This is a genomic window from Nonomuraea sp. NPDC003560 (genome assembly GCF_042878785.1).
Classification (GTDB): Bacteria; Actinomycetota; Actinomycetes; order Streptosporangiales; family Streptosporangiaceae; genus Nonomuraea.
On the sequence record NZ_JBIAOF010000003.1, the window covers coordinates 754,586 to 775,739 of the forward strand.

General features: G+C 72.4%; 18 protein-coding genes. 5 read left to right on the forward strand and 13 right to left on the reverse strand.

Annotated elements, in window-relative coordinates:
• Positions 1–19: 19 nt before the first annotated feature.
• Positions 20–1,393 carry a DUF58 domain-containing protein gene (locus ACFYUV_RS14360; RefSeq protein WP_387668794.1) on the forward strand — a complete coding sequence of 458 codons (1,374 nt, stop codon included), beginning with the start codon at positions 20–22 and terminating at the stop codon, positions 1,391–1,393.
• A gap of 11 nt (positions 1,394–1,404) precedes the next feature.
• Here ACFYUV_RS14360 and ACFYUV_RS14365 read toward each other — a convergent pair whose 3' ends face one another.
• Complete coding sequence (locus ACFYUV_RS14365) at positions 1,405–2,397, reverse strand: stage II sporulation protein M (RefSeq protein ID WP_364325757.1); 993 nt, start codon at positions 2,395–2,397, stop codon at positions 1,405–1,407.
• A 51-nt stretch (positions 2,398–2,448) separates the two neighbouring features.
• Here ACFYUV_RS14365 and ACFYUV_RS14370 point away from each other — a divergent pair, with 51 nt between their 5' ends.
• Positions 2,449–3,441, forward strand: a complete 993-nt coding sequence (locus tag ACFYUV_RS14370) for an RDD family protein (protein ID WP_387668797.1) — start codon at positions 2,449–2,451, stop codon at positions 3,439–3,441.
• A 27-nt stretch (positions 3,442–3,468) separates the two neighbouring features.
• Here ACFYUV_RS14370 and ACFYUV_RS14375 read toward each other — a convergent pair whose 3' ends face one another.
• Positions 3,469–4,875, reverse strand: coding sequence for an LVIVD repeat-containing protein (locus tag ACFYUV_RS14375; protein WP_387668800.1), 1,407 nt, complete (start codon positions 4,873–4,875; stop codon positions 3,469–3,471).
• Between the two features lie 168 nt (positions 4,876–5,043).
• Between ACFYUV_RS14375 and ACFYUV_RS14380 the strand changes: the two genes are divergently transcribed.
• Positions 5,044–5,676, forward strand: coding sequence for a DUF305 domain-containing protein (locus ACFYUV_RS14380; RefSeq protein ID WP_358282748.1), 633 nt, complete (start codon positions 5,044–5,046; stop codon positions 5,674–5,676).
• Between the two features lie 4 nt (positions 5,677–5,680).
• On the opposite strand, the gene ACFYUV_RS14385 is transcribed toward ACFYUV_RS14380, so the two are convergent.
• The gene (locus ACFYUV_RS14385; protein WP_387668802.1) at positions 5,681–6,916 is read right to left on the reverse strand and encodes an adenosylhomocysteinase; all 1,236 of its coding nucleotides are present in this window, start codon (positions 6,914–6,916) and stop codon (positions 5,681–5,683) included.
• A 64-nt stretch (positions 6,917–6,980) separates the two neighbouring features.
• Positions 6,981–8,408, reverse strand: a complete 1,428-nt coding sequence (ahcY, locus tag ACFYUV_RS14390) for an adenosylhomocysteinase (RefSeq protein WP_364325769.1) — start codon at positions 8,406–8,408, stop codon at positions 6,981–6,983.
• A 102-nt stretch (positions 8,409–8,510) separates the two neighbouring features.
• On the opposite strand from ahcY, the gene ACFYUV_RS14395 reads away from it, so the two are divergent.
• Positions 8,511–8,846 carry a MerR family DNA-binding transcriptional regulator gene (locus tag ACFYUV_RS14395; protein WP_352323391.1) on the forward strand — a complete coding sequence of 112 codons (336 nt, stop codon included), beginning with the start codon at positions 8,511–8,513 and terminating at the stop codon, positions 8,844–8,846.
• An 81-nt stretch (positions 8,847–8,927) separates the two neighbouring features.
• On the opposite strand, the gene ACFYUV_RS14400 is transcribed toward ACFYUV_RS14395, so the two are convergent.
• Genes ACFYUV_RS14400 through ACFYUV_RS14420 form a run of 5 tightly spaced genes read right to left on the reverse strand, consistent with a single transcriptional unit; the run spans position 8,928 to position 12,931 of the window.
• The gene (locus ACFYUV_RS14400; protein WP_387668806.1) at positions 8,928–9,854 is read right to left on the reverse strand and encodes a cation diffusion facilitator family transporter; all 927 of its coding nucleotides are present in this window, start codon (positions 9,852–9,854) and stop codon (positions 8,928–8,930) included.
• Positions 9,855–9,904: 50 nt separating this feature from the next.
• The gene (locus tag ACFYUV_RS14405; RefSeq protein WP_387668808.1) at positions 9,905–11,011 is read right to left on the reverse strand and encodes an SIS domain-containing protein; all 1,107 of its coding nucleotides are present in this window, start codon (positions 11,009–11,011) and stop codon (positions 9,905–9,907) included.
• Positions 11,008–11,175, reverse strand: a complete 168-nt coding sequence (locus ACFYUV_RS14410; protein ID WP_352323388.1) for a Trm112 family protein — start codon at positions 11,173–11,175, stop codon at positions 11,008–11,010. Before ACFYUV_RS14410 ends, ACFYUV_RS14405 begins: the two co-directional genes overlap by 4 nt.
• The gene (locus ACFYUV_RS14415; RefSeq protein ID WP_387668810.1) at positions 11,172–12,521 is read right to left on the reverse strand and encodes a phosphomannomutase/phosphoglucomutase; all 1,350 of its coding nucleotides are present in this window, start codon (positions 12,519–12,521) and stop codon (positions 11,172–11,174) included. Before ACFYUV_RS14415 ends, ACFYUV_RS14410 begins: the two co-directional genes overlap by 4 nt.
• 41 nt (positions 12,522–12,562) lie before the next feature.
• Positions 12,563–12,931 carry a DUF3499 domain-containing protein gene (locus ACFYUV_RS14420; RefSeq protein WP_352323386.1) on the reverse strand — a complete coding sequence of 123 codons (369 nt, stop codon included), beginning with the start codon at positions 12,929–12,931 and terminating at the stop codon, positions 12,563–12,565.
• A 415-nt stretch (positions 12,932–13,346) separates the two neighbouring features.
• Here ACFYUV_RS14420 and ACFYUV_RS14425 point away from each other — a divergent pair, with 415 nt between their 5' ends.
• On the forward strand, positions 13,347–13,706 hold the full coding sequence (locus ACFYUV_RS14425; RefSeq protein WP_221762053.1) for a metallopeptidase family protein: 360 nt from the start codon (positions 13,347–13,349) through the stop codon (positions 13,704–13,706).
• 77 nt (positions 13,707–13,783) lie between these two features.
• Here ACFYUV_RS14425 and ACFYUV_RS14430 read toward each other — a convergent pair whose 3' ends face one another.
• From ACFYUV_RS14430 to ACFYUV_RS14445, 4 genes are all read right to left on the reverse strand, one after another.
• Positions 13,784–15,094, reverse strand: coding sequence for a DUF5719 family protein (locus tag ACFYUV_RS14430; protein ID WP_387668813.1), 1,311 nt, complete (start codon positions 15,092–15,094; stop codon positions 13,784–13,786).
• The gene (locus ACFYUV_RS14435; RefSeq protein ID WP_387668815.1) at positions 15,091–17,898 is read right to left on the reverse strand and encodes a glycosyltransferase family 2 protein; all 2,808 of its coding nucleotides are present in this window, start codon (positions 17,896–17,898) and stop codon (positions 15,091–15,093) included. The genes ACFYUV_RS14430 and ACFYUV_RS14435 overlap by 4 nt, the downstream gene beginning before the upstream one ends.
• 104 nt (positions 17,899–18,002) lie before the next feature.
• Positions 18,003–18,263 carry a WhiB family transcriptional regulator gene (locus tag ACFYUV_RS14440; protein WP_020546325.1) on the reverse strand — a complete coding sequence of 87 codons (261 nt, stop codon included), beginning with the start codon at positions 18,261–18,263 and terminating at the stop codon, positions 18,003–18,005.
• A gap of 321 nt (positions 18,264–18,584) precedes the next feature.
• Positions 18,585–21,104 (reverse strand): hypothetical protein, encoded by a 2,520-nt coding sequence (locus ACFYUV_RS14445; protein WP_387668818.1) that lies wholly within the window; start codon positions 21,102–21,104, stop codon positions 18,585–18,587.
• Positions 21,105–21,154 lie beyond the last annotated feature (50 nt).

The window sequence follows — 21,154 nt, forward strand, 5'->3', positions numbered from 1 at the left end:
GCTCGGCCGGGAGGCGCCGATGGCTCTGACGGGACGCGCCGGGCTGCTCGCCGCGGCCGGGATCGTGGTCGTGCTGCTCGCGCCGCAGCCCGGGGCCGCGCTGGCCGGGGTCTGCCTGCTGCTGGCCGCCGCGATCATCGTGGACCTGGTGTTCGCGGGCGCCGTGCGGCCCCTGCGGTTCCACCGTTCGGGCGACACGCTCGTACGGCTGGGGCAGACGGCCACGGTGGAGCTGATCGTGGAGAACCCGGGCCGCCGGCGGGTGCGCGGCCGGATCAGGGACGCCTGGCCGCCCTCGGCCGGGGCCGTCCCCCGGGTCGCCGAGCTCGACGTGCCGGGCGGCGAGCGGCGCAGGATCGTGGTCACGCTCAACCCGACCAGGCGCGGGGACCGGTCGTCGGCGGCGGTGACCGTGCGCTCGGTCGGGCCGCTCGGCCTGGCCGCCCGGCAGGGCAGCCACCGTTCGCCCTGGTCGGTGCGGGTGCTGCCGCCGTTCCTGTCGCGCAAGCACCTGCCGTCCAGGCTGGCGCGGCTGCGCGAGCTCGACGGCCGGCATCCGGCGCTGGTGCGCGGGCAGGGCACCGAGTTCGACTCGCTGCGCGAGTACGTGGTGGGCGACGACGTGCGGTCCATCGACTGGCGGGCCACGGCGCGCCGCAACGACGTGGTCGTGCGCACGTGGCGGCCGGAGCGCGACCGGCGCGTGCTGATCGTGCTCGACACCGGCCGCACGTCGGCGGGCCGGGTGGGCGACGCCCCACTGCCCCTGGCCGGGGCCGCCGCGCAGGGCCCGGGGCTGCTGGTACGTCCCGACCCCCGGCCCGCCCCCGGCTGGCCCCGGCTCGACTGGTCGATGGACGCGGCGCTGCTGCTGGCCGCGCTCGCCGCCCGGGCCGGCGACCAGGTCGACTTCCTGGCCTACGACCGGGCGGTGCGCGCGTGGGTGAGCGGCGCGTCCCGTACCGAGCTGCTGTCGTCGCTGGTCAACGTGATGGCGCCGATCGAGGCCGAGCTGGTCGAGGCCGACGGGCAGGGCATGGTGGCCGCCGTCCTGTCCCGGGCCAAGCGGCGCTGCCTGGTCGTGCTGCTCACCGACCTCAACGCGGCGGCGCTCGACGAGGGCCTGATGCCGGTGTTGTCGCAGCTGTCCTCTCGGCACCTGGTGCTGGTCGCGGGCGTGTCCGACCCGCGGGTGGCGGCCATGGCGGCCCGGCGCGGCAGCACCGAGGAGGTCTACGACGCGGCGGCGGCCGAGCAGGCCCAGCTCGCGCGCAGGCGCATCACGGCCAGGCTGCGCCGGCACGGCGTCGAGGTCGTGGACGCGCCGCCCGAGGACATCGCGCCCGCGCTGGCGGACGCCTACCTGGCGCTGAAGGCCGCGGGCCGGCTCTAGACCGGGGGCCGCTAGGCCGTGGGGGCGACGTCGGGGGCGCGTTCGACGTCGCCGGTCTCGTTCTCGCGCAGGGCCCTGCGGCCGAAGACGATCACGTACGCCAGGAAGGCCGCCTCGGCGAGCACGCCGATGCCCACCCGCACGGCCGTGGGCAGCCCGGACGGCGTCACGAACGCCTCGATCAGGCCCGACACGAACAGCACCACGACCAGCCCGAGCGCGACGCTCATCACCGCCCTGCCCTGCTCGGCCAGCGCCTCCAGCCGTTTGCGCGGCCCCGGATCGATCACCGTCCAGCCCAGGCGCAGGCCGACGGCGGCGGCCAGGAAGACGCCGGTCAGCTCCAGCAGGCCGTGCGGCGTGATCAGGCCGAAGAAGATGTCCAGCTTGCCCCTGGAGGCCATCAGTCCGGCCGAGACGCCGACGTTCTCGGCGTTGCTGTAGAGGATGAACGGGATGGGGATGCCGAGCAGGATGGCGTAGATGATGACCTGGGCCGACACCCAGGCGTTGTTGACCCACACGTGGCTGGCGAAGGAGGCGGCGGGGTGCTCGGAGTAGTAGTCGGCGAAGTCGTGGTCGACGAGCTGGGCGATCTCGTCCGGCGAGGCGATCGACGCCTGCACGTCGGGGTTGGCGGCCACCCACGCCCCCAGCACCCACGCGACCGCGATGCTGGCCAGCGCCGCGGCCAGCCACCACCACCGCGCCCGGTAGGCCACCACGGGGAAGGAGACGGTGAAGAAGCGGGCCAGCTCCCGCCAGGCGGGCGTGTGCGCGCCGGTCACCGCCGACCTGGCCCTGGCCACCAGCGCCGACAGCCGTCCGGCCAGCACCGCGTCGCGGGAGGAGGAGCGCACGATGGACAGGTGCGTGGACACCCGCTGATAGAGGTCGACCAGTTCGTCCACTTCCGCGCCGGTCAGCGAGGAGCGGTTCTTGACCAGGTGGTCGAGCCGGTCCCAGACGGGGCGGTGTGCTGTGACGAACGCATCGATGTCCACCCGACCATTGTGGCCGCTCAATCAATGCGGCATTGCCGTTAGGCTCCACATATGTCAGAGGTTGTGACCGGGGACGCCGTCGTCGTCGAGGTGCGGGTGGCCCAGATGCCCTCGCGCGCGCTGGCGTTCGTCATCGACATGACGGTGCAGCTCGTCGTGCTGATCGGCGCGTACATGCTCCTGGGCGCGTTCGCGGTCGTCTCGGACGACGCCATGCTCGGCGCGGCCATGATCGTGCTGCTGGTGCTGGTCATGATCGGCTATCCGGTGCTCTTCGAGACGCTCAGCAGGGGGCGCAGCCTCGGCAAGCTGGCGCTCGGCCTGCGGGTGGTCGCCGACGACGGCAGCCCGGAACGCTTCCGGCAGGCGCTGTTCCGCGGGCTGGCCGGGCTGGTGGAGTTCTGGATGTTCTCCGGCGCGCCCGCGCTGATCTCCTCGCTGGTCTCCCAGCGGGGCAAGCGGCTCGGCGACATCTTCGCCGGGACCATCGTGATCTCCGACCGAGGGCCGCGCGAGAGCGGGCAGGCCATCCTCATGCCGCCGCCGCTGGCCGCGTGGGCCGCCACCCTGGAGCTCTCCCAGCTTCCCGAGGAGGTGGCGCAGGCCGCCCGCCAGTACCTGATGCGCTGGCACGACCTCACGCCGCAGGTCCAGCACGACATGGGGGTGCGCATCGCGACGCAGACCGCGGCCTTCGTGTCACCGGCCGCGCCCGCGGGGGTGCCGCCGCACGCGTACCTGAGCGCGGTGCTGGCCGAGCGCCGGCGGCGGGAGGAGGCCCGCTTCGCGCGCCAGGCCGCCCTGGCAGCCGGCGCCGCGCCGCGGCCCACGCCGTACGCGCCGTACCCGCAGCCGGGGCCGTACCCGCAGCCGGGGCCTTATGCGCCGCAGGGGCCCTACCAGCAGCAGGGACCGTACCCGCAGACGCATCCGCAGGCGCCGTACCCGCAGGCGCAGCCGCAGGGAGCTCCGCGGCGGCCTCAGCCGGGGCCCGTGCCGGAGCCGCCGAAGGCGACTCCGGGCGGGTTCGCGCCGCCGCAGTGAGCCGGCGGCGCGAGATCATGCAGCGGATCAGTTGCCGCCGGGGACGCCGCGCCCGTGCTCGGGGTACGAGCCCTGCGTCTGCGCGTTCAGCTGGCCCATCTTGACGCTGTTGGCCTGGTTCGTCCGCGGGTCGTTGAGCTTGAGCACGTCCAGGCCCAGGTTGAAGTCCGAGCCGTAGATGTAGCCGTTGTAGTAGTACGCCGACCAGAAGCCGCCGTCGAGCGGCGGAGCGGTCTCGTCCGGCCCGCGCTCGAAGTAGGCGATCTCCTGCGGGTGGGCGGAGTCGGTGAAGTCCACCACCGAGATGCCGCCCTGGTACCACGCCTGCACCATGACGTCGCGGCCCTTGACCGGGATCAGCGAGCCGTTGTGCGCGACGCAGTTCTCGGTGTCGGCCTGGTGCCGGGCGATCTTGAAGTAGCCTTTGAACACGAGCTGCCCGCCGACGATGTCGTAGTAGGCGTTGGCGCCCTTGTTCGGGCCGATGGCCGCGTTGCAGGTGGCCCGGCTGCCGCCGCCCAGCTCGTCGGTGAAGACGACCTTCGTGCCCTCGTTGTTGAACGTGGCCGAGTGCCAGAACGCGAAGTTCACGTCATCGCGCACCTTCGCGGTGACCTTGGGCTGCTCGGGGTCGGAGATGTCGAGCAGGATGCCCTCGCCCATGCAGGCGCCCGCGGCGATGCCCTTCTCGGGGTAGGCGGTGATGTCGTGGCAGCCGGTGGTGGCCGACTTGCCGTTCGGGTACGGCAGCGGCAGGCCGGGGTTGCCGCCGTCGGGGAACAGGTTCGGCGTCGCGACGACGGCCGCGCCGGCCGGGTTGTCCAGCGGGACCTTGATGATCGAGATCAGGTCGTGCGGCGGCTTGCAGTCCGGGTAGTTCGCGTTGGGGCCGTAGGAGGAGACGTAGATGTAGACGTTCTTGCCGTCGCGGCCGGGCACCAGCGTGTTGGTGTGCGAGCCGCAGTTGGTCTCGACCGACTTGACGTACTTGGGGTTGGACTTGTCGCTCACGTCGAAGATGCGCATGCCCTCCCACGACTCCTTGACGGAGGCGCTCTGGGAGGTGCTGCTGCACGAGTCGTCGTTGCGCGAGGAGTCGACGGACCCGAACAGCAGATTGCCGTAGACGGACATGTCCATCTGGCCGCCGGGGCACACGACCGAGCTCACCAGCGACGTCTTCTTCGGCTGCTTGATGTCGTAGATCGAGAAGCCGTAGTAGTTGCCGACGAAGGCGTAGTCGCCCTGGAAGGCCATGTCGGTGTGGATGTCGGACAGCGCCTGCGGCTTGGGCACGTTCGTGACGTGCGTGATGTTGGAGCTCATGACGATCTCGCCGGGAGCCGGGATGTCCGCAGCCTGGGCGGGCAGTGTGGCGCCCGTTGCCGCCACGAGGGCGGCGACCAGGATGAGGGCCCTTCGGGGGGTGAACACTCCGTGGTCCTCCTATAAAGGGGGCATAAATCTCCGTCATCGTCGCTCACGCCGCCAGGACCTGGCCAGTGTCCAATGTGTCAAATCTTGTTCCGTTTCAACCTCTTTCGCTGGAGCGGTATATGGCCTAGAGTCCGCATTCTCGTCCCGAGCCAGTCAGGAGGCCGAGTGCGCGGCGCGCTCATCGTCATCGCGGGCACGCTGATTGCCCTGTCCGGCTGCTCCTCCGGCGCGTCCTCCGCCCCGCGGGCCGACTCCACCGCGCCGGTGCTCGCCCCCGGCCGTCCCGGCGAGCAGGCCCGCACGCTGGCCCCGGGCGAGGCGGCCACCGCCGTCCCCGGGCCCACGGCCAACGCCGCCGACATCACGTACGTCCAGGACATGATCGTCCATCACCGGCAGGCCCTCGACATGGCGATCCTGGCTCCCACCAGGGCGGACTCCGTCAAGCTCAAGGGCCTGGCCGACCGGATCAAGACGGCCCAGGGCCCGGAGATCCAGTTCATGACCACCTGGCTCAAGGAGCAGGACCAGAAGGTGCCCGACCACCACGCGGCGCACGGCGACATGCCCGGCATGGCCACGCCCGAGCAGATGGCGGCGCTGAAGGCGGCCACGGGCAAGGGCTTCGACCGGCTGTTCCTGGAGCTGATGATCAAACACCATCTGGGCGCCCTTGAGATGTCCGACCGGGTCCTGACCGCGGGCTCGCACATCAAGATCGAGGAGCTGGCCACGGACGTCAGCGTCACCCAGACGGCCGAGATCCGCCGCATGCAGGAGATGCAGGCGGCTCTCTAGCTCCCTAGGAGCCGACCCGCCAGGAGTGGAGGTAGTCCTCCTGCTCCGGGGTCAGCGTGTCGATGCCGATGCCGGCGGCGGCCAGCTTGAGCTTGGCCACCTCGTGGTCGATCTCCTCCGGCACGTCGTACACGCCGGGCACCAGGCCCGCCCGCTGCCCCGCCAGCCAGGCCACGGCCAGTGCCTGCGCGGAGAACGACATGTCCATGACGGCCGCCGGATGGCCCTCGGCGGCGGTCAGGTTGACCAGGCGGCCCTCGGCCAGCAGCAGCAGGCGGCTGCCGTCGGGCATGACGTACTCGTCGGTGTTCGGGCGCACCCCCCGGTGCACCTCGCGGGCCATCTCGTCGAGGGCCCGCACGTCGATCTCGACGTCGAAGTGGCCGGCGTTGGCCAGGATCGCGCCGTCCTTCATCACGGACAGGTGCTCGGCCCTGATGACGTCCCGGTTGCCCGTCACGGTGACGAACAGGTCGCCGATCATCGCCGCCTGGGCCATGGGACGCACCTCGTAGCCCTGCAGGGTGGCGTCGAGGGCCTTGACGGCGTCGATCTCGGTGACGACGACCCGCGCGCCGAGGCCCTTGGCCCGCTCGGCCACGCCGCGCCCGCAGAACCCGAACCCGGCCACCACGACCGTACGGCCCGCGAGCATGGTGTTGGTGGCGCGCATGATCCCGTCGAGGGTGGACTGCCCGGTGCCGTACCGGTTGTCGAACATGCGCTTCGTACGGGTGTCGTTGACGGCCACGACCGGGAAGCGCAACGCCTGCTCGGCCGCCATCTGCCGCAGCCGGATGATGCCGGTCGTGGTCTCCTCGCACCCGCCGCTCACTCCTTCGAGGAGGTCGGTGCGCTCGGTGTGCAGGATGTTCACCAGGTCGCAGCCGTCGTCGAGCACGAGGTCGGGGCCGAGGTCGAGGGCCTGGTGGATGTGCAGGTAGTAGGTGGCGCGATCGACCCCGGCCCGCGCGTGCACGGCGATCCCGTACGCGCGCAGGGCCTCGGCCACGTCGTCCTGGGTGGACAGCGGGTTGGAGGCGGCCAGCGCGATCTCGGCGCCGCCCGCCTTCAGCGCGCCCATGAGCACGGCCGTCTCGGCGGTGACGTGCAGGCAGGCCGCGATCTTGAGCCCGTCGAGCGGGCGTTCGAGCGCGAACCGCTCGCCGATGGCGGTCAGCACCGGCATCGAGCGCGCGGCCCAGGAGATCTGCCGCTCGCCGCTTTCCCAGAGATCCATGCCCAGCCCCTCGCGAAAAAGCACGGCTCCGGGAGGGACCCCCCTCCCGGAGCCGCCCAGCCGATCAGTAGCGGTAGTGGTCGGACTTGTACGGGCCCTCGACGTGCACGCCGATGTAGGCCGCCTGCTCCTTGGTCAGCTCGGTGAGCTTGACGCCGAGCGCGTCGAGGTGAAGGCGGGCGACCTTCTCGTCGAGGTGCTTGGGCAGCGTGTAGACGCCGATCGGGTATTCGGCCGTCTTGGTGAACAGCTCGATCTGCGCGATCACCTGGTTGGTGAAGGAGTTGGACATGACGAAGCTGGGGTGGCCGGTGGCGCAGCCCAGGTTCATCAGGCGGCCCTCGGCCAGCACGATGATCGAGTGGCCGTCGGCGAAGACCCACTCGTCGACCTGCGGCTTGATGTTGTTCTTCACGATGCCGGGCAGCTTGGCCAGGCCGGCCATGTCGATCTCGTTGTCGAAGTGGCCGATGTTGGACACGATCGCCTGGTGCTTCATCTGCGCCATGTGCTCGGCGGTGATGATGTTGAAGTTGCCGGTGGTGGTGACGAAGATGTCGGCGATGCCGACGACGTCCTCCAGCGTGGTGACCTGGAAGCCGTCCATGGCCGCCTGAAGGGCGCAGATCGGGTCGATCTCGGTGACGATGACCCGGGCGCCCTGGCCGCGCAGCGCGTCGGCGCAGCCCTTGCCGACGTCGCCGTAGCCGCAGACCACGGCCACCTTGCCGCCGATGAGCACGTCGGTGGCGCGGTTGAGGCCGTCGATGACGGAGTGGCGGCAGCCGTACTTGTTGTCGAACTTCGACTTGGTGACCGAGTCGTTGACGTTGATCGCCGGGAAGAGGAGCTGGCCGTTCTTGTGCATCTCGTAGAGACGGTGCACGCCGGTGGTGGTCTCCTCGGTCACGCCCTTGATGCTCTCGGCGATGCGCGTCCAGCGCTTGTCCTCGCCGACCGTGCGGGTGAGCAGGTCGATGATGACGTGCCACTCCTCCGGGTCGTCGGCGCCGGCGGGGGGCACGGCCCCGGCCTTCTCGTACTCGGCGCCCTTGTGCACGAGGAGCGTGGCGTCGCCGCCGTCGTCGAGGATCATGTTGGGGGCGTCACCGCCGGGCCAGGTGAGGGCCTGCTCGGTGCACCACCAGTACTCCTCCAGCGTCTCGCCCTTCCAGGCGAACACGGGGACGCCCTTCGGGTCGTCGACGGTGCCCTCGGGGCCGACGACGACCGCGGCGGCGGCGTGGTCCTGGGTGGAGAAGATGTTGCAGCTGACCCAGCGGACCTCGGCGCCGAGCGCGACCAGCGTCTCGATGAGCACGGCCGTCTGGATCGTCATGTGCAGGGAGCCCATGATCTTCGCGCCGCGCAGGGGCTGGGAGGCCGCGTATTCCTTGCGCATCGCCATGAGGCCGGGCATCTCGTGCTCGGCGAGCCGGATTTCCTTACGGCCGAAGTCGGCAAGTGAAAGGTCGGCGACCTTGAAGTCCATCGGGATTCCCCTCGCGTCACGATTGCTGTCGCGGACGAGTTTAGGCGGCGCTCGGGCAGCCCCGCATCTCCGAGACAGCGAAACTGACGTAAGAATGTAAGGATGCGCATCACGGAAGCGGCCAAGCGGCTCGGCATGTCCCCACGAATGCTCCGATACCGGGAGGCGCTGGGCCTGCTGCCGCCGGTCCGTGAGCGGGGGGCGCACCGCAGATTCGGGCCCGAGGAGCTGGCCGCCGTGGCGCAGGGGGTGGAGCTGGAGAAGCGCTTCGACGTCTCGCCCGCCGAGCTGGCCTTCGCGTTGCGCGTGCTGAGCGAGCCGCAGGTGGCCGCGGCCGTGCGCGACCTGGGCGTGCGCATCGGCCGCATCCAGGTGCCGCGCCGGGCCCTGGACTTCGAGAAGGAGAAGGCCCTGAGGCTCCTGCGACCCCAAGGCTGAGCGTCATACGCCCCGCGGAGCGTCATACGCCCCGCGACGCGTCGGCCGGCCGTCGTGCGCGGCCGGCCTCCGGGACGAGCGTCAGCTCGTCGTCGTGCGCAGCCGGTCGAGGTCGGGCTCCAGGTAGATCACCCGCGCGATCGGCACGGCGTCGCGGATGCGCCGCTCGGCCTCGTCGATGCCGCGGGCCACCTCGCCGGCCGTGTCGTCGTGCTCGACCGCGATCTTGGCGGCCACCAGCAGCTCCTCGGGGCCAAGGTGCAGCGTGCGCATGTGGATGATCCTGGCCACCTCGGGCGCCCCCTCCAGCGCGGCCCGGATCTGCTCCTCGACCTCGGGCGAGGCGCCCTCACCGAGCAGCAGCGACTTGGTCTCGACGGCCAGCACGACCGCGATGATCGCCAGCAGCACGCCGATCATGAGGGTGCCGATGCCGTCCCAGACGCCGTCGCCGGTGATGACGGCCATCGTCACGCCGAACAGCGCGAAGATCAGACCGAGCAGCGCGCCCAGGTCCTCCAGCAGGATGACCGGCAGCTCGGGCGACTTCGACCGGCGGATGAAGGCGAACCACGACTGCTTGCCGCGCAGCGGGTTGGACTCCTTGATCGCCGTACGGAAGGAGAAGCCCTCGGCGATGATCGCGAAGATCAGCACCGCGAACGCCCAGATGGGCTTGTCGACCTCGGCCGGTTCGGAGATCTTGTGCCAGCCCTCGTAGAGGGAGAAGACCGCGCCGATCGTGAACAGCACGACGGCGACCACGAACGCGTAGAAGTAACGCTCGCGCCCGTAGCCGAAGGGATGGGTCTTGTCGCTGGCCCGCTGGGCCCGTTTCCCGCCGATCAGCAGCAGGAGCTGGTTGCCCGAGTCGGCGACCGAGTGGATGCCCTCGGCCAGCATCGAGGACGACCCGGTGAAGAACGCCGCCACGAACTTCGACACCGCGATCGCCAGGTTGGCGCTCAGCGCCGCAATGATTGCCTTCGTGCCACCACTCGCGCTCACCGGACGTCTCCACTCATAAAGATCACCTAAAAAGACCCTGACATGGGATCCTATTGGGAAATCCTGGCCCGAAGCTCATTGATCGTGGCCACAGGCGTCGGATCGACGGCGTAGCCGAGGGCCAGGTAGGTGGCGGCGTAGTCGGCCAGGCCGACGAGCGTGGCCAGCCGTTCGAGCGGATGCACGCCCTCCGCGGCCAGCTCGGTGACCGGCACGTCACGGTCGTGCGCGAGCCGCAGCGACGCCTCGCGCTGCCGCGTGACCTGGGGATGTTCCTCGACGTCGCGCAGCATGACGAGCCTGAGCGTCGGCCCGGCCTCGTCGGCGAAGATGTCCCGCTCGGCCAGCGGCCCCTCCAGAGCCGCCACCTGGTTGTGGCCGGCCTCGGGCAGCTGGCCGAAGACCGCGGGGTACTTGCCGGTCTCGTTGAGCTGGCAGGCCAGCCGGTACGCCGCCGCGCAGGCCACCGGCGAGGAACCCCAGATCATCGGGATGCTCTCGGCCAGGTCCGTGGCGAGCGATTTACCCGGATTGACGAAGGACTCACTGGAGGGACGGCAGCGGTTGGCGATGTCCTCCAGGATCGCGGCCACCCGCTCGAACACCTCGGGCCCGGCGGTGACCAGCCCGAGCGCTGACGCGGCCACGATCACCGGAACCGTCAGCAGCCACAGCCCCGACCTCGGCTGCCCCTCGACCCGCACCGGGACGTGGATCGCCGACGCCTGCACGGCCACGGCCTCCAACGGCGAGCCCGGCGGGCACACCGCCAGCAGCCCGCACCCCCGCCGCACGGCCTGGACGGCGACGGAGACCGTCTCGTCGTCGTCGCCGGTGGCGGAGACGGCGATGACCAGGTCGGTCGCGCCGACCCAGCCCGGCAGCTGGTAGGACCGCAACGTCACGATCGGCGCCGGCACGCCGTTGCCGCACACCGCCGCGAGGATGTCTCCGGTCAGGCCCGCCGTGCCCATGCCCGCGACCACGACGGCCCGCGGGCGGCCCTGGGCGGACAGCCGGTCGACGCCGGCCTCGACCGCGGCACGGTGACCCGTGCGCACCTGGGCGGCCGAGGCCGCGACCGCGAGCAGCATGCCGCCCGGATCGGCCGCGGTGAGGTGTTGCTGGTCATCGAGCCGCCCGGGCTCCCAGGTCACGGCTTCCTTGCCTCATCGACCAGCAGGACGGGGATGTCGTCGCGCACGGGGTAGATCAGACCGCAGTCCGTGCAGACCAGCTCCTCGGTCTCGGCCTCGGCGCGCAGGGGCGCCTTGCAGGCCGGGCAGGCCAGAATCTCCAGCAGCCAGTCGTCGATCTTCACAGTGACACCCTTCCCACGATGGCGAGGACCTCGTCCTTGATCGCCTTCATCTTGCTCTCGTCGGCCGCCTCGGCGTTCAGCCTGAGGAGCGGCTCGGTGTTGGACGCGCGCAGGTTGAACCACCAGTCGGGGCCGGTGATCGTCAGGCCGTCGAGCTCGTCGACCTCGCCGCGGCCCGCGAAGGCCGCGCGGACGAGCGCCAGCGCCTCATCCTGGTCGGCGACCGCGCTGTTGAGCTCGCCGGAGGCGTGGTAGCGCGAGTAGGCGGCCACCACCTGGGACAGCGGGCGCTCCTGCTCGCCGAGCGCGGCCAGCACGTGCATCGCGGCGAGCAGGCCCGAGTCGGCGAACCAGAAGTCGCGGAAGTAGTAGTGGGCGGAGTGCTCGCCGCCGAAGATCGCGCCGGTGCGGGCCATCTCCGCCTTGATGAAGGAGTGGCCGACGCGCGTGCGCACGGGCGTGCCGCCGTGCTCGCGGACGATCTCCGGCACGCCGAGCGAGGTGATCACGTTGTGGATGATCGTGCCGCCGGGGTCTTTGGCCAGCTCACGGGTGGCGACCAGGGCGGTGACGGCCGACGGCGAGACGGACGCGCCCCGCTCGTCGACCACCCAGCAGCGGTCGGCGTCGCCGTCGAAGGCGAGGCCCAGGTCGGCGCCGCTCTCGACGACGGCCCGCTGCACGTCGAGGAGGTTCTGCGGCTCCAGCGGGTTGGCCTCGTGGTTGGGGAAGCTCCCGTCGAGCTCGAAGTAGAGCGGGACCAGCTCCAGCGGCAGGCCCTCGAACACGGCCGGGACGGTGTGGCCGGCCATGCCGTTGCCGGCGTCGGCGACGACCTTGAGCGGCCGGATCGCCGACAGGTCGACGAGCCCGCGCAGGTGGGCGCCGTAGCCGGACAGCAGGTCCTTCTCGATCAGCGACCCGGTCGGGGTGGCGGGGGCGCCCAGCAGCTCGGCCGCGCGGTCGCGGATCTCGGCCAGCCCGGTCTCGCCGCCGATCGGCACCGCGCCGGCGCGGCACATCTTCATCCCGTTGTAGCGGGCCGGGTTGTGGCTGGCGGTGAACATCACGCCGGGCAGGCCGAGGCTGCCGCTGGCGTAGTAGAGCAGGTCGGTGGAGCCCAGCCCGGCGAACACGACGTCGGCGCCGCGCGAGCGGGCGCCCCTGACGAACGCCTCGGCCAGCGGCACGGAGGACTCTCGCATGTCATGGGCGACCACGACGGACGCGGCTCCGGTCACCTCGACGAACGCCGCACCCACGGCCTCGGCGATCGGCTCGTCGAGCTCGTCGGGAACCACCCCGCGAACGTCGTACGCTTTGAAGATCTTGGCGAGGTCGCCCACTCTCCAGCTCCGCCCTAGGTCGTTTGTCGTGTGAAACGAGCCTACCGGTCGCGGTGCTGCTGGGCCGACCGGAGAACGCGCAGGTGGCCCCTGCGCCCGACCTCGACCCCTTGGCCGACCGGCTCGCCGCTGCCGGACGGGGTGGGCCTGGCGGCTTCCCTGACCGCGTTGGCCAGCGCCTCCAGGTCGTCTGAGCTGGGGGAGTTGCCGTCGGTGGGGAGCCGGACGACCTCCCAGCCGCGGGGAGCGGTCAGCCGCTCGGCGTGTTCGGCGCACAGGTCGTAACAGTGTGGCTCGGCGTACGTCGCCAGAGGGCCGAGAACTGCGGTCGAGTCGGCGTATACGTACGTGAGCGTGAAGACGGCAGGCTGGCTGCAAGCGGTGCGGGAACAGCGGCGGACGGGGCTCACGGAGGGACCGTATCTGGTAAGAGTGCGAGGCGCCACTATCTGAGCGCTCTTAACGAGCGTGTCGCCACAATTCGGACACCTGTCGCAGGCTTTCCACCCACATGCGCCGATGCGCGCGCCTGAGGGACAACCTTGCCCCCTCGCCGCTGACGCCACACCGGCCGCGCCGTACTTTCCTGATTCCTTGATCGTCTACCGAGGAAGGTGACGAGCCGGAACGCACAGCCGGGCGTGAGGGCGTCCGTCGGAAGCGCTCCTTCCCCCACCCCCCTGAGTGCGGCGACGCGGGCGGGGGTTCCGGGGGTTCGCGGGCACGTGCCCTTACACTTGGTCGGTGACTCCAAAGCGCGGTCCCAGACGGCGCGATCGCCACGGTCGTGGCCTGCGCGGCCCCCTCGCCCCCTCCCACGTCCCCATGGCCCGTTCCCGCAGCGAGCGCTTCGACGACCTCGTCCTCGACGCCGTCGACCGGCTGCGGCCCCGGTGGGACAAACAGCTGTCCGCCGTGGAGTTCGCGGTCGAGGAGGTGCCGCCGCTCAACGAACTGGGCGACGGCCCGAGCATGGGCACCGAGCCGATCCCGTTCGGCCGGGCCGACGCGGCCAGCGGCCAGTCACCGGCCGCGGTGGTGATCTACCGCCGCCCGCTGGAGGCGCGCGCCCGCGACCGCGACACCCTGGGCGCGATGGTGCACGACACGGTGGTCGAGCAGGTCGCCACGCTGCTCGGCCTCGCCCCCGAGACCGTCGACCCGGGCTACGACGACCGCCGCTGACCCGCGGCTCCCCCGGGCTGCGACGACCGCCGCTCACCCCCGGCTCACCCGTGGCTCACCTGCCGCTCAGCCGCGGCTCAGCCGGGCAGCACCACGCGGGGGCTGTCGGTCAGCGCGGGCAGCACGGTCCACACGCGCGCGGGCGCGAGCGGCTGGGCGGTGACGAGCAGGCCGTCCTTCTCCCGCTCCTCGATGACCCGGCCGCCGTAGACCTGGCCCGACACGGGCGTGACGACCACGGCGAACTCGCCCTTGCCGCGCAGCCGCACCTCCTTGGTCCGCCCGGCGGGCACCGCCACGTCGTACGGCCTGCCCGCCGCGCCCTTCGCCGGCACCTCCTGCACCCTGACCTCGCCGGGCCCGTCCGGCGCGGTGAACAGCAGCCGCGTGCCCGGACCGTTGCCCGCGACCGCGCTGCCCAGGTCGAGCGGGGGCGTGCCCGCGGTGAACGCCACGTCCAGCCGCCGCCCGGTGCCGGTGGCGACCAGCCCGGCCACGATCGGCGCGGGCGCGGTGAGCACGAGCGCGGCCGCCTCGCCGCCGATCCCGGTGGTCACGTCCAGCGCGACCACGCTGCCGGCGGGCACGTCCACGCTCTCGCGGCCTCGCATCGCGTACGCGGCGTCCTCGCTGACCGCCTTGACCTGCACGGACACGTCGTTCTCGCCGGGAGCGGCGACCAGCAGCTCGCGCCGCCCGCCGCCGCCGGGGATGCCGGGCACCACCACGCGGGTGGCCGGGGGCGCGGCGAGCGGCAGCCAGTCCACGCCGCCGCCGCGCATCGACGCCCTGGCCGCGACCGCGAGCCGGCCGAAGACGGTGGTCACGCCGACGGCCATGACGTCGGCCGAGGGCGCGAGCGTCTTGAGGTCGATCACCTTGTGCTCGCCGGGCGCGATCTCCAGGCCGCGGCCCGCGTCGCCGGAGACCAGGCCCTCGGCCGCGTACACCTCGACGTCGGCCTGGGCCGGGGCCTTGTCGGCGTTGGTGAGGTGCAGGATCACGTCGGCCGCCGCGGGGCCGGGGCCGGCCAGCCAGGCCGACTGCGCCGGCTCGGTGCAGCGCACCCCGGACAACCCGCGGGCCGCACCCGAGGTGACCCGGGTGGTGTATCCGGCTTCGAGCGCTCCCGGGCCGTTCGTCACGTACGGCTCGGCGTTCTTCATGACCTCGTGGGACAGGCGTCCGGGCAGGTAGACGTTCATCCGCGCGCCTTCGGCGCCGGGGCAGACGGCCGTCACCGACTCGACGGCGACCTTCCGCGGCCCCTCGGCCCTGGCGGCCGGGACGGGGGCCGGGCGGGTGACGAGGGCGACGCCGTACAGGGCGGACAGGGCCACCACGACCAGCACCAGCAGGCCGAACCTGTTCTCCACGAACGCCTTCATCGCACCCCCGCGGGCACGGGGACGGCCGCCTCGACGCCCTCGACCGCGCCGCTCCCCCGGCGTCCCGGCATGGCCAGGACCAGCACGACCAGGGCCAAGGCGCCCTGGGTCCACAACCAGGGCGCGTGCAGGACGTCCGCCGGCCGGGCGGGCACGCGGGTGAACGGCTCGGTCAGCCGCCACAGGCCGCCCGCCTCCGACAGGCTCATGCGTTCCAGCGACGGCTGGGAGTCCAGCGACCTGGCCAGCGGCGGCGGCACCGGCGCGGCCACCGCCAGCATGGCGATCCCGTGCTGGGCCAGCGTCGCGGCGTCGGTTCCGCCACGGCCGCCGACCAGTCCGCGCGCCGCGTCCGCCATCTTCGACCGGCCCTCGGACGCGACCGGCAGCTCGGCCTCGCCGATCAACGGGGTACGGCCGTGCAGCACGGTGAAGGCGTCCCCCTTGACGACCAGCGTGCGCTCGCCGTGCCGGGTGCTCCACGCGGCCAGCGCGGGCAGCACGCCGGGCGCGTGGCCGGTCAGCGGGCCGCGCACCCCGTACGCCACCCAATAACCGGCGGCCAGGATCGGCGTGCTCACCGCCGCGGCCACCACCAAAGACGCGCCGATCCTGCGCAGCCCGCCGTCGGCCCGCAGCTCGGCCAGCCGGTGCGCGGTCAGGCCGACGAGCACCAGCAGCCCGGTCCCCGCGAACGCCAGCGGCACGCCGGGCCAGGCCCGCGCCCCTTCGACGCTGATCCGGCTGACCAGGACGGCCGCCAGCACGCCGTACAACGTGACGCCCCAGCCGATCGCGACGATCAGCCGCTGGCGGCGCATGAGCAGCGCGGCCAGCGCCGTCACCACCAACCCGGCCGTCACCCAGAACGGCGGCAGCCCCGGCCCTCCCGGGCTGAGCGCGAGCAGCGACTCCGGCGCGAGCCCCGCCGCCACCAGGGCGGGGTCGTGCAGGCCCGCCTCCAGGAGGATCCGGCCCGGGTCCGCGACCAGCCCGGCCAGCCACGGGAGCAGCAGCGCGACGGGCACCGCGAGCGCGATCACCATGGAGGTCACCACGCCGCGCCGCACCCCGCCGTACGCGACGGCGGCCAGCACGCCGAGCACCGCGAAGAGCGGGTACACCAGCGGGACGAACGCCGTCCCCACGGCCAGCAGCAGCCCCAGCGCCCAGGCCGCGCGCCGCGCGGGGCGCCGTTCCCTGGACAGCAGCGTGGTGCCGAGCGCGGCGTACACCGGGACCAGCACGAACACCACCGCCGTGCCGAGCCGTCCGGAGGCGATCGCGCCGGTCGCGACGGGCAGCAGCGCGTACGTGCCCGCCGCCCACGCCCGCGCGGGCACCGCCGGGATGACGTGCCGGGTCGCCAGGTACGCCGACGCCCCGGCCAGCGGCACCGAGCCGAGCAGCAGCACGGACACCGCCAGCCACGTCTTGCCGAGCGCGAGCGTCGAGGCCAGCGCCAGCAGCGCCACGTACGGCGGCGCCCAGTCGGTGGAGCCGAGCCCGATGTCGTGGAAGCCCTCGGTGTAGAACCGCCACAGGTCCCCCGCGCCGCCCGTGACCGGGACCAGCGCGCCGCCGCCCAGCCGGTCGCCGCCGAGCAGCGACCGTTCGGCGGCCAGCGAGATCACGGCCAGGGCGATCATGAGGACGACGCCGGGCCGCCGGAGGAAGCCCTTGACCGCGCCGGTGTCGGCGGGCGCGCCGTCCTCGTCGTCCTCGGGGGTGGAGTGGTGGTGGCGGCCGGTGGAGTCGACGGGGCCCGCGCCGGCGAGGAAGCTCTGCACCATGTCGGTCAGCCGCCGGTAGGCCGCCCCCGGCGGCGTCAGCAACCGCTTTATACGAATAAATCCCTTTTTACGGCCTTCGCGGCGGGCCCTGCGCGCCTTCAGCAGCCGGAACGGATGCGCCAGGATCGACCCCAGCGCCACCATCTCGTCCAGCGCGTTCGCCGGCTGCTTGCCCACCAGGAACAGCAGCGTGCGCAGGGCCGACCCGGCCAGGTTCCGCAGCAGCGCCCACACCATCACGCGGAACGGCAGGTTCGCCATGACGACGAACATCGCGTTGCGCCGGTCGAGCCTGCGCGGATGGTCGCCGCTGACCGTGATCCGCCGCCGTCTGCGGGCCGCCGCCTCGGCGTGCCAGGCCACCGCCGAGGCGACGGCCAGCACCCGGTGCCCGGCGTTGCGCACCCGCCAGCACAGGTCGAGGTCGTCACGGAAGAGCGGGAACAGCGGGTCGAGGCCGCCGAGCCGCTCCCAGACGTCGCGGCGGACCAGCATGCCCGCCGTGGAGACCGAGAGCACCTCCCGGGTGCCGTCGTGCTGCCCCTGGTCGAACTCGCGCGGCTCCAGCCCGGTGTCCCTGCGCCCGGTGAGGCCGACGGTCACGCCCAGTTCGAGCAGGCGCCTGCGGTCGAGCCAGTCGCGCAGCTTCGGGCCGAGCACCGCCGCCTTGGGATCCTGCTCGGCCGCCATGAGCAGGGCCTCCAGCGCCCGCCGGTCGGGGGCGCAGTCGTCGTGCAGCAGCCAGAGCCACTCGTCCTGGCCGCACGGCGGCAGCCGGTCCAGCACCTCCGCCACCGCGTCGCCGAAGGAGGCCGAGCGCGGGAGCGTGAGCACGTTGGACGCGCCGAGCGCCTGCGCGAGCAGGTCGGCCGAGCCGTCCCTGCTGCCGTTGTCGACCCCGGCGACGCGCTCCGGCCTGCGGCTCTGACCAGCCAGCGCGCGCAAGGTGTCCCCCAGCCAGCGGCCGCCGTCATGGGCGACGACGATCGCGGTGACGAGGGGGCGTGACATGGGCGGGCGACTCCAGCGTTGATCAGGCGCGCCCACCCTACAGGTGACGTCACACGCGAAAAAGGGCCACGCGGGCTACCGCGTGACCCTTTCGCTCATATCCCCTAAACGGCCTGGCGCTTGATCCGTCTGCGCTCCCGCTCCGACAACCCACCCCAGATGCCGAAGCGCTCATCGTGTTCGAGCGCGTATTCCAAGCACTCGGCACGGACCTCGCACGATCGACAAACCTTCTTGGCTTCTCGGGTGGAGCCGCCTTTTTCCGGGAAGAACGCCTCCGGATCGGTCTGCGCGCACAACGCACGCTCCTGCCATCCGAGTTCTTCAGCGTCAAGCTGATCCTGTGCGATGACCGGATCGGTCACTGCACACCTCCCTGCCGCCCGCCCGCAATGGAGCCCCCCATGGACGCCTTCCTCCTACCCACCCACGGGAAGGCGTAACAACATGGTTGTAATTACACGCGCGTGCCGTACGTGACGTCAAGCGGCATGACGGTATCCGGGGAAAGACCGACTCTCGCCCCGGTGTGCTCGGCATGTGGTGTTCGCACCAGGCCGAGACCCCCTGCACAGCAAGGCTTCGACCCGGTTCGTTCAACGCTGTCAGCGGTCGGAACCGTATCAGGGCGGGGTAGACGCCCGCCCTTTGGGCCACCTTCTCTCTAGCCGTCGTTTGCCGGTCCGTTACCTGCGTGGCTCGTTGGGCGTGTATATGGCCGTTGGGTCGATTGGGTCGTCACCCGGGCGGTTCTGGTCGCCCAGGGCGTCCCCGAACTGCGAGGGGTCGAGCCGCATCGTCGACTCGCTCTGCGCCTCATTCCAGCCGGCCGGAGCCTGGTGGGTGGGGCGGTAGGTCTGGGGCTGCTCGTACTGGCCCTGCTGGGGTTCGTACGCGTTCTGCTGCTGCTGGTACGGCTGGGCCTGCTGCGGGTGGCCGAACGGGTCGTCGTACGGCCGGGCCGGCTGGCCGGCGTAGTCGGGCACCCGCAGGTCGGGCTGGGTGCCGGAGGCGGCCGTCGAGCTCTGGTAGGTCTCGGCCTGCTGGTAGGCGTCCAGGAGCTGCTGGGAGCGCGGGTCCACGGGCGGGTCCGGCTCCTGGAAGGCGGGGGTGGCGTACTCGTGGCCGGAGTAGCCGGTGAACGGCTGGCCGCCCTGCTGGTCGAAGGCGTTCTGCCGGTCCTGGTACGGCTGCTGCGGCTCCGCCTGCGGGTACGGGACGCTCGGGCTGGTCTCGCCGCTCGGGTACGCCTGGTCGGCGAAGGCGTTCGGGGAGCTGTTGCTCGGGGCGTACGGGTTCTCCGGGGTGGGGTAGCCGGACTGGCCGTACGCGCTGGGCTGACTGTCGGCCGGGACGTACGGCGCGGGGGTGTACTCGCCGGCCGGCGGCTGGTAGCCGGAGTCGGGGAGCGTCTCGGACGGGGTGTAGGCGGGCGGGGCGTACCCCTGATCCTGGCCGAAGCCCTGCGGCTGCGCGAACGGCTGACCGGCCGGCGCCTGGGGGTTGCCGAAGGGCTGCTCGGCGGACGCGGCGGGAAGCGCGGCCCTGGCCGGCTGGTAGGGCTGCTGCTGGTACGGCTCGGACTGCTGGCCGTGCGAAGACTGGCCGAAGGGAGCCTGGTCGGGCTGACCGTGCGAGGACTGCCCGAAGGGAGCCTGGTCAGGCTGGCCCTGGGCGGGCTGCCCGAACGGGGCCTGCTCGGGCTGCTGGCCGTGCGAAGACTGGCCGAAGGGCGACTGGTCGGGCTGCTGGCCGAAGGGCGACTGGTCGGGCTGGTGGCCCTGGGCGGGCTGGCCGAACGGGGGCTGTTCGGACTGGCCGTAGGCGGGCTGCCGGCCGTGCCCCTGGGCCTGGGCCTGGCCGTAGGCGGGCTGGCCATCGGAAGTGTGGGGGGCGTAGGGGGACTGCGCCTCGGCCGCGTGCGGGACGGGGGTCTCCTGCTGGTGGCCGTAGCCGGGGGCGTCGGACTGGCCGAAGGCGGCGGCGGGCTGGCCGTAACCGGGGGTGGACGGCTCGGGCTGGCCGTAGCCACCGGTGGCGGGGTCGGGATGACCGCCGTAGCTCGGGGGCTGCTGGCCGTAGCCGGGCTGCGCGCCGGGGTTCGGCGCCTGTCCGCCGCCGTAACCCGGCTGCTGCCCGAACGCGGCCTGCTGGTCCTGCTGGCCGTAAGGGGCCTGCTGGTCCTGCTGCCCGAAGGAAGCCTGGGAGTCCTGCTGACCGTACGGTGCCTGCGGGTCCTGCTGGCCGAAGGCGACGGTGGCGTGCTGGCCGGACGGGGGCTGGGGCGCGTACCCGGCGGAGGCGGCCTGGGGCTCGTAGCCCGAGGACGGGGGCTGCGGCGCGTAGGCCGGGGACTGCTGGCCCGAGGGCGGCTGGGGCGTGTAGCCCGGGGACTGCTGGCCCGAGGGCGGCTGGGGCGTGTAGCCCGAGCCCGCTGGGACCTGGCCCGACGGCGGTTGCGGGGCGTAGCCGGAGGAACCCGGCTGGCTGTCGGAAGCCGGGGGCTGGGCGTCCTGGCCCGGGGGGAGCTGCGCGAGCGCGGGCTGCTGGCCGTAGGGGGTCGGCGCGGCGTGCGGCTGCGCGTACGCGGGCTGGGGCGCGGGGTCGGGCCGGCCCTGCGAGGGCTGGTCGGACTGGCCGTAGGCGGGCTGGTCCTGCTGGCCGAACTGCTGGGGGCGGCCGTACTGGGGCTGGTCCTGCTGGCCGAACTGCTGGGGCTGGCCGTAGTGGGTGGTGGGGCGGCCGTACCCGTCGAGGGTGGGGATGGGGGTCCGGCCGGGCATGACCTCGGGGAGCAGGTAGACCAGCCCGACGGCGGTCAGCGCGAGCAGGGGCACGCCCGTGAGCACGTGCTCCACCACGCCGCGGAAGCCGCCACCGGCGAACAGCCCGACGATCAGCGCCAGCGCGCCGAACACGGCGGCGAGCAGCAGGCCGGCGGCCGAGCCGTAGGCGATGAGCCGGGCCTTGGGCGAGCGCTCGCCCGTCCTGGTGACGAGCAGCACGGCGCCCACGAGCAGCGCGGTCACGACCGGGCTGGTCAGGCCCGTCAGGTTCGCGGCGGCACGGGTGGCGAACCCGCCGCCGAGCGAGCTGCCCGAGCCGATCAGGATGTGGCCGATCGTCAGGACGACGTCCACCAGCCCGGTGACGAGCATGATCCAGGCAGCCGGCTCCCGTAGTCGGGCGGCATTTACTTTGCTCATGAGTAACCCCCATCGGACCCTTTGGCCCGAAGGGAGTTTGCCACATTGCC

Excerpts from the sequence above, each read along its gene's own strand:
- ACFYUV_RS14360 (WP_387668794.1), top strand. The coding sequence starts at position 20 with ATGGCTCTGACGGGACGCGCCGGGCTGCTCGCCGCGGCCGGGATCGTG.
- ACFYUV_RS14370 (WP_387668797.1), top strand. The coding sequence starts at position 2,449 with ATGTCAGAGGTTGTGACCGGGGACGCCGTCGTCGTCGAGGTGCGGGTG.
- ACFYUV_RS14385 (WP_387668802.1), bottom strand. The coding sequence starts at position 6,916 with ATGGATCTCTGGGAAAGCGGCGAGCGGCAGATCTCCTGGGCCGCGCGC.
- ahcY (WP_364325769.1), bottom strand. The coding sequence starts at position 8,408 with ATGGACTTCAAGGTCGCCGACCTTTCACTTGCCGACTTCGGCCGTAAG.
- ACFYUV_RS14395 (WP_352323391.1), top strand. The coding sequence starts at position 8,511 with ATGCGCATCACGGAAGCGGCCAAGCGGCTCGGCATGTCCCCACGAATG.
- ACFYUV_RS14425 (WP_221762053.1), top strand. The coding sequence starts at position 13,347 with ATGGCCCGTTCCCGCAGCGAGCGCTTCGACGACCTCGTCCTCGACGCC.
- ACFYUV_RS14430 (WP_387668813.1), bottom strand. The coding sequence starts at position 15,094 with ATGAAGGCGTTCGTGGAGAACAGGTTCGGCCTGCTGGTGCTGGTCGTG.
- ACFYUV_RS14435 (WP_387668815.1), bottom strand. The coding sequence starts at position 17,898 with ATGTCACGCCCCCTCGTCACCGCGATCGTCGTCGCCCATGACGGCGGC.
- ACFYUV_RS14445 (WP_387668818.1), bottom strand. The coding sequence starts at position 21,104 with ATGAGCAAAGTAAATGCCGCCCGACTACGGGAGCCGGCTGCCTGGATC.